Source organism: Companilactobacillus nuruki, assembly GCF_002872255.1.
GTDB lineage: Bacteria > Bacillota > Bacilli > Lactobacillales > Lactobacillaceae > Companilactobacillus > Companilactobacillus nuruki.
This window is the reverse complement of record NZ_NIPR01000028.1, coordinates 26,082-33,097: the sequence shown is the minus strand read 5'-3', so window position 1 is coordinate 33,097 and position 7,016 is coordinate 26,082. Positions and strand designations below refer to the sequence as shown.

The window sequence follows — 7,016 nt, the reverse complement described above, 5'->3', positions numbered from 1 at the left end:
ATCGTGCAATTGCTGATAAAATCATTATTGCTCACAAAGAACGTGTTTCTTCGAATATCAAATAAAATTCAATCCTTTTAAAGGGCTATATTTATTAGGAATAGTTATCTTCTGAAACAAAAATAATAACTCAAAAAAGCGCTGACTTAGTAACTATTTAACAGTTACTAAGTCAGCGCTTTTTTATACGGAAAATTATGTCTTTTTTAAATATCTTATTGAATAGCCGCCACTTGACGAACCATTGCTAACTCTTCATTTGTTGGAATCAACAAAACCTTAATAGACGAATCGCTACTACTGATAAGTCCTTCTTTTCCAGCTTTGTTGAGCTTTGAATCCAATTTAACATTAAAAATGGCTAACTCATCAATGATTTGTTGACGTAGTTGATCATTATGTTCACCAATACCACCTGCAAATATTAACGCATCGGCACCATGCAATTCAGTCAAATAACTACCAGCATATTTGACAATTCGATTAACAAAAATATCAACAGCCAATTTGGCTTGGGAATTAGTTTCTTCCTGTGCTTTAATCTCACGCATGTCTGGGGAAATACCTGAGACACCCAACAAACCTGATTTTTGATTAAGCATCATCATTATCTCATTAGGGTCACTTACATTTAACTCTTGCATTAAATATGGAACTACTGATGGATCAACATCCCCTGCACGAGTCCCCATAGTAACACCTGTTAATGGCGTGAATCCCATTGATGTATCAAAAGCTTTACCATCTTTTACAGCAGCTAATGAAGCTCCACTACCTAGATGCATAGTTACCAAGTTCACAGTTGACTTGGGCTTATTTAATAATTCAGCAGCACGACCAGCTAGATAACCATGTGAAATTCCATGTTCACCATAACGACGTATTTGATACTTTTGAGTTAGTTCATAAGGCAAACTATAAATTGCGTTCATTTCAGGCAAATCAGTAAAAAATTGACTATCAAAAACGGCATATTGTTTTACATTAGGTAAAGTTTTTGCCATTGTTTCAATCCCTTGGGCTTCCATAGGATTATGCAATGGTGCAAAATTACTTAATTCTTTAATCTTTTTAAGTACATCTGGAGTTACCTCAACCGCTTTTTTAAATACTTGGCCGCCAGCAACTACTCTATGAGCTACTGCAGTGATCTCAGACAAGTCAGCAATAATTTCAAGACGTAACAATTCATTAAAAACCATTTTTGCAGAGGCTTCTTGATCTAAATTATCTACAGTTGTCTCATACTTTTGATGTTCTCCATATTTGATCGTAAAGATGGAACCCGGCATACTAATACGTTCTACCATACCGCTAGCCAAAACCATTTCTGATGGCATTTCAAATAATTGCCACTTTAAAGATGAGCTACCAGCATTGATAACTAATGTTTTTTGCATTAAAATTCACACTCCTACCTAATAGAATACCTAATTTTCAGAAAATATGCTGACTTTTATGTAATTAAAATTAATTATCTAAAAACTTATTGGATTTCAAAATTGCAGTAGAAATGGCCGGGGCAATAACGATTGCTGCAATCATTTCCGGAATACCGTTGGTTCCTACAATTACCAATAACATTTTATTCAACAAATCAGTTTGTGTCGCATAAACTTGAGCCATGGTGCTAGCATACATAACTCGCATCAATCCCAAAACTAAAACAGTATTTACCAATGAACCAATACCTGAAGCAATGGCCATGCCCAAAACTTTTTTATTGGTATGATCTTTGAACCACAAGTATACCCATCCAGCAATTAATCCAACTGCAATTCTAGGAAGTACTGCCACTATTGGATTTGTAAAAACCGTTGTATCAATAATTGAGGTTGGACTAGTGAATGCCCTAATAATTGTTCCGATTCCCCAAACCAAACCGACAATTCCCCCACTCTTAGGTCCCAAAACAATGGCTGCAACAATAACTGTAATATGAATAATTGTTATATTAATAAAACCAGTTGGAATGAAACCTAAAAATGGCACCATTGATTGAACAAAAATAATGGCAATCAAAATGCCTAAAATTGCCGTTCGATAAGCCTTTCTTTTTTGCAAGATCCCTACCTCTTAACTCCTAATTTTCTTAATTTTAACTGATTACTCGGCAAAGAACAAAAAAATAAAGCTAAATTAATATTAGCTTTATTTTTAAATTAATCTTCAGCCGCATCAACCGCTTTAATAACAGCATTTCTAAAACCATATTCCTCCAGTGCAGCAACTCCTCTGATTGTTGAACCACCTGGTGAGGTTACCTCATCTTTTAAAGCCGATACATTTAGCTCGGATTGCTTTGCCAGTTTACTTGCCCCAATGGCCATACCAATAGCAGCCTCATAAGCGAGTTTTCTATCTAAACCATGTTTGACTCCGGCGTCACTCAATGCCTCGATGAAAACATCTAAAAAGGCTGGTGAACAACCGGCAACTGTCCCTAGAATACCTAATTGATTTTCCGGAACCTCGACAAGTTGACCTGTGTATCCCAAAATAGAACCAATTTTCTTCTTATCTTCATCAGTAAAGTCTTCTGAATAAGTAATTCCAGTAAAACCTGCTCCAACTTTAACTGGTGTATTAGGAATTGCATGTGCAACTTTGACACTACCTAAAATCTTTTTCAGATTTGCCACTGATGCGCTACCTGTAAAGGCCACAACCAATTTATCAGAAGCAATTTCTTTCAACTCTTTGAGTACACCATCTATAGCACTAGCTCCGACGGCAATAAAAATAACATCGGTATCTTCAAGTTGTTTAATTTTCTTAACCATCTGAAATCCTAATTGTTCACACAATAATTTTGTTCGATTAGAACTGCCGCCTTTAACGATTATCTCGTCAGCGTTAAATCCATTCTTAACCAGGCCCGTTATAACGGCTCCACCAATACTACCAGCTCCAATAAATCCAATCATGAAATCCACTCCTCACAAAATTTTATATTGTCTATTATATTTAAAGATAATTCCGATACAAATTAAAAGCAATTCATTTGATATCTAATAACTTCAGAATAATTATTAAATCGTGTATTCTTAAGTTATTAGAAAGGGGGGAAATTTATGAATACATACCGTACACGCGCAGAATTAAAAACCGAGGTCAAACGTTTACTACAAGGTAATTGGAAAAAAGCAATTGCACTATACTTAATTCCACTAATTCTTTTATTGATTACTAACGGTTCCAGTAATTCTCATTCACAGTCTGATGTTCAATATAACTTAACTAACTTTGATATTTCACATATCTTTTGGTTTGCAACATCACTTGGAATCATCAGTTTTGTTTTGAGTATTGTCTTCTTTTTAATTAACGTCTCAGCAACTTTTAGAGGACTTGATTGGATTGAAGATCCACAATTAGATTTCGAACCATTTAAAAGTAATTTCACATATTTCCGTAGTCCTGATTGGTGGAAATTGATTTTTGTTTATGTTTTAACTAGTATTTTCACTTTCTTATGGACACTTCTACTTATAATTCCAGGTATTATCAAGGGAATAGCTTACTCTCAAACATACTTTGTTTATAAAGATTTAAACGATCGCGGTTTAGCTGACAACTATTCTTTAACTGATTATATTACAAAAAGTCGTCAATTAATGGTAGGCAATAAGGGCCGTTATTTTGTACTACAACTTAGTTTCATTGGTTGGTGGATTCTTGGTGGTATCACCTTTGGAATTGGATTAATTTGGATTTATCCTTATTACAAATTAACTATGGCCAACTTCTTCCATGATCTAGTTGAACAGAATCCTAATTATGCCTAACGAAAAGGCTTGGGAAATAATTCTGAAATAATACAAACCCAAAATATAGCTTCTTTCGCTTAAAACGAATACCTCCAGTGATCAAAATATGATTACTAGGGGTATTTTTTTTACTGAACATATTTTTTTATTAATTTGTATAGTGATAAATAACATCATGAAGCAACCTGATGACCGGTACTTTCGCCTTATCGTCATAATATTTAGCAAACCTAGCATCTGAAAGATACATATCAACTAATCCTCTATGAGCCTCTTTTGTATAATTAGGCCACGTATATTCCAACCATTGTCTATGTTCTCGATAAATTTTTTCTTCTAATGTTGAATTAGGATTTTTTCTTAATTTCAGTAAATTAACTATTAGATTATTTTCAATTTCTTTCATGTTTTTAAAATCATTCTTATCAAGTTGAGAATATTTTTCATTAACTTGTTCAATAGTTGACTTTTTATACTTCTCACGAAGTTCTTCTCCGTAATCTAATTCGTTAGTTTCAAGTTGTTTCTTTTTAAATACTTCAAATTTTTCAGAATCTGCCATCTTAACTTCTCCCTTATAATCCTTAATCGTCTGATTGATATTTGTTAGGAGTTTATTTATTTCAGATTGTTGCTCAATTAGCATTTCTCTCTGACTCTTTAGTGCCTCCAGTCTAGAAAAATTGGGATCGTTCATAATTTGTTTTATCTTAGACAGTGGGAATCCCAAGGCTCGATAAAAAAGAATTTGCTGTAATTGATTTACATTTTTTTCGTTATAAATCCGATAATTACTCTTATTCAATTCATTCGGTTTTAGTAAGTCGATCTGATCATAATATCTTAGTGTTCTTTTACTTACGTCAGCAATCTCAGCTAATTTTTTTATTGTATACTTCATAAGTAACTCTCCTAACAAAGTAAATTCTAAAGGCTTACGCTGCGTAAAGGTCAAGCGAAATCTGCAAAAAGTAACCACATTTTGAAATATTCCTGTTAAGATAAGTGTTAACAATGAATAGGTGGGTGACTATATTGAATGACTTTACTCAAGTTTTAACAATTGCTGGTTCTGATTCAGACGGAAGTGCTGGTGCTCAGGCCGATCTAAAAACATTTATGTCTCGCGGTGTTTATGGTATGTCTGTGCTTACGGCTGCCGTTGCTGGAAATTCATATGGTATTCATGATAGCGTGAATATGCCATTAAGCTTTATTCAAAGTCAAATTAAAGATATCAAAGATGACTTTAAAGTTTCGGCCTTCAAAACAGGCATGTTATCCGATTCAAAAATTATTCATACCATTGCTGAAGCTATCAAGGACAAACCATTCGGTACTTTCGTCCTCGATCCCGTTATTATTACAAAACACGGTGCAATGTTGCTTGAAACTGAAGCCTACCAGACTCTAATCGATGAATTGTTTCCTTTGGCTGATTTAATTACACCAAATTTCTATGAAGCTAAAAAATTATCCGGCCTTGAACTCAAAAATAAAGAAGAAATTATTAAGGCTGCACATAAATTGCGCAATTTAGGTCCAAAAAATATTATGATAAAGGGTGAACATAGCGACGATTCTATTGATTCAGTTGAAGACTATGTTTTACTAGAGGATGGACAATCATTCTGGATCTCTGAACCATTTGTAAAAACTGAACATATCAATGGTACTGGAGATACACTATCATCTTGTATCGTTGCAGAGATTGCTAAGGGTCAGAGTATGGAAGATGCTATCAAGACTGCAAAAACATTTACTTACAATGCTATCAAAAATGAAATTGATGTAGGTCATAAATATGGTCCTATTAACCATTTTATAAAGGATGATATACAATAGTGTTTGTGAGTGAAATTGGAGGTTTATTTCATGGTAAGAATAACAAAAATTTCTGCCGGAATTTTATTGCTAATACTGTCAATTATTTTAATGATCAAATCCGGCTTTGAGGGTTTCATCGCCGCTTTGGTTGGGACTGGCGCTATCGGTGGTGCTGCTGGAATACTTATGGCCATTACCTATATTATTGCCGCGGCCATCTACATTCTAACTAATCGAACATATAGTATTGTGCCCGATATTGTCGGGTTTGTTATTTTAATCCTTGGTGGATTAATGGGACTTTTCAATGCCAATATGCCAGGTGCGGGTTTTCTCAAAATCTGGGCTTGGGTTGGCATTATTATTGGTGCCATCGATTTGATTATAGTAATAGTTGATTCAATTCTTCATCCCGTTTCTGATGATGATTTTGAAGATGAAACCGATAATAACTTTAACCAATTTGATAATAATCAGCAAAATCAATACTACAATCCTCAACAAGAACAATTCAATCAACCTAACAATTTTAACCAACAAAATTATGGTAATCCCTATCAAAACAATCAGGGATATAACCAAAATCCTTATCAAAATCCACAACAACAAAATAGTCAACAATTTCCTAACCAAGTACCAAATCAAATGAATGGCTATCAAAATAATAACCAATATAATCAACAACAATTGAATTCTAATAACCAAGGAAATACTGGTTATAACAATCAACAACCATTTAATCAACAACAAACGAATCCAAATAACCAAAGAAATACTGGTTATAATAATCAACAATCATTTAATACACAACAAATGAATCCAAATAACCAAGGAAATACTGGTTATAATAATCAACAATCATTTAATCAACCAATGAACAATAATCAGATGAACCGTCCAATGAATAACAATAAAGGTGGTTTCCAACAACCTCAAAATAATCAACCGTTCAATGGTAATCCTTATAACAACCAACAGGACCAATTCAATAATCAGAATTATAATGGCTCTCAAGGATTCAACCAACAGCAACAGCAACAACCTCAGAACTTTGGGAATCAAAATAATCAAACATTTGGTGGTAATAATCAATTGCAATTAGGCTCTTCACAAAATAGAAATAGCACCAATGAACCACGAACAAGAAGTCGTCGTGGCCGCCATTGATTATTTAAAAAGGTCCATTTTCTTAATGAAAATGGACCTTTTTTATTCCTGATTTTTTGTAAAATTTATTTATGAATAATGATGAGAAAAAACTTTTTAAAGGTTTATATTCTAACTATGAATACAAAAACACAAAATTATTATTTGATAAAAATAATTTTAATTTATCAACTAGTTACATCAAAAAGTAGAGCTTAACCATTGATATAATATGATTTTCACAGTATTGAAAGCGATTTTTTCACAAGTTAA

The 7,016-nt window shown here is 33.4% G+C and carries 7 protein-coding genes; 3 read left to right on the top strand and 4 right to left on the bottom strand.

Annotated elements, in window-relative coordinates:
- Positions 1–215: 215 nt before the first annotated feature.
- The 3 genes from CBP76_RS08185 to proC form a co-directional block, all read right to left on the bottom strand.
- Positions 216–1,400, bottom strand: a complete 1,185-nt coding sequence (locus CBP76_RS08185; RefSeq protein ID WP_102196416.1) for an acetate/propionate family kinase — start codon at positions 1,398–1,400, stop codon at positions 216–218.
- A gap of 70 nt (positions 1,401–1,470) precedes the next feature.
- The gene (locus tag CBP76_RS08180) at positions 1,471–2,064 is read right to left on the bottom strand and encodes an ECF transporter S component (RefSeq protein WP_174683324.1); all 594 of its coding nucleotides are present in this window, start codon (positions 2,062–2,064) and stop codon (positions 1,471–1,473) included.
- A 98-nt stretch (positions 2,065–2,162) separates the two neighbouring features.
- Positions 2,163–2,927 carry a pyrroline-5-carboxylate reductase gene (proC, locus tag CBP76_RS08175; RefSeq protein WP_102196414.1) on the bottom strand — a complete coding sequence of 255 codons (765 nt, stop codon included), beginning with the start codon at positions 2,925–2,927 and terminating at the stop codon, positions 2,163–2,165.
- Positions 2,928–3,074: 147 nt separating this feature from the next.
- On the opposite strand from proC, the gene CBP76_RS08170 reads away from it, so the two are divergent.
- Positions 3,075–3,788, top strand: coding sequence for a DUF975 family protein (locus CBP76_RS08170; RefSeq protein ID WP_102196413.1), 714 nt, complete (start codon positions 3,075–3,077; stop codon positions 3,786–3,788).
- Positions 3,789–3,918: 130 nt separating this feature from the next.
- Here the strand turns inward: CBP76_RS08170 and CBP76_RS08165 are convergent, their stop codons facing one another.
- Positions 3,919–4,671, bottom strand: coding sequence for a MerR family transcriptional regulator (locus tag CBP76_RS08165; RefSeq protein WP_102196412.1), 753 nt, complete (start codon positions 4,669–4,671; stop codon positions 3,919–3,921).
- A gap of 131 nt (positions 4,672–4,802) precedes the next feature.
- On the opposite strand from CBP76_RS08165, the gene thiD reads away from it, so the two are divergent.
- Both thiD and CBP76_RS08155 read left to right on the top strand, forming a co-directional pair.
- Positions 4,803–5,615, top strand: coding sequence for a bifunctional hydroxymethylpyrimidine kinase/phosphomethylpyrimidine kinase (gene thiD, locus CBP76_RS08160; RefSeq protein WP_166667228.1), 813 nt, complete (start codon positions 4,803–4,805; stop codon positions 5,613–5,615).
- Positions 5,616–5,645: 30 nt separating this feature from the next.
- Complete coding sequence (locus CBP76_RS08155) at positions 5,646–6,764, top strand: hypothetical protein (RefSeq protein WP_102196410.1); 1,119 nt, start codon at positions 5,646–5,648, stop codon at positions 6,762–6,764.
- Positions 6,765–7,016: the final 252 nt, after the last annotated feature.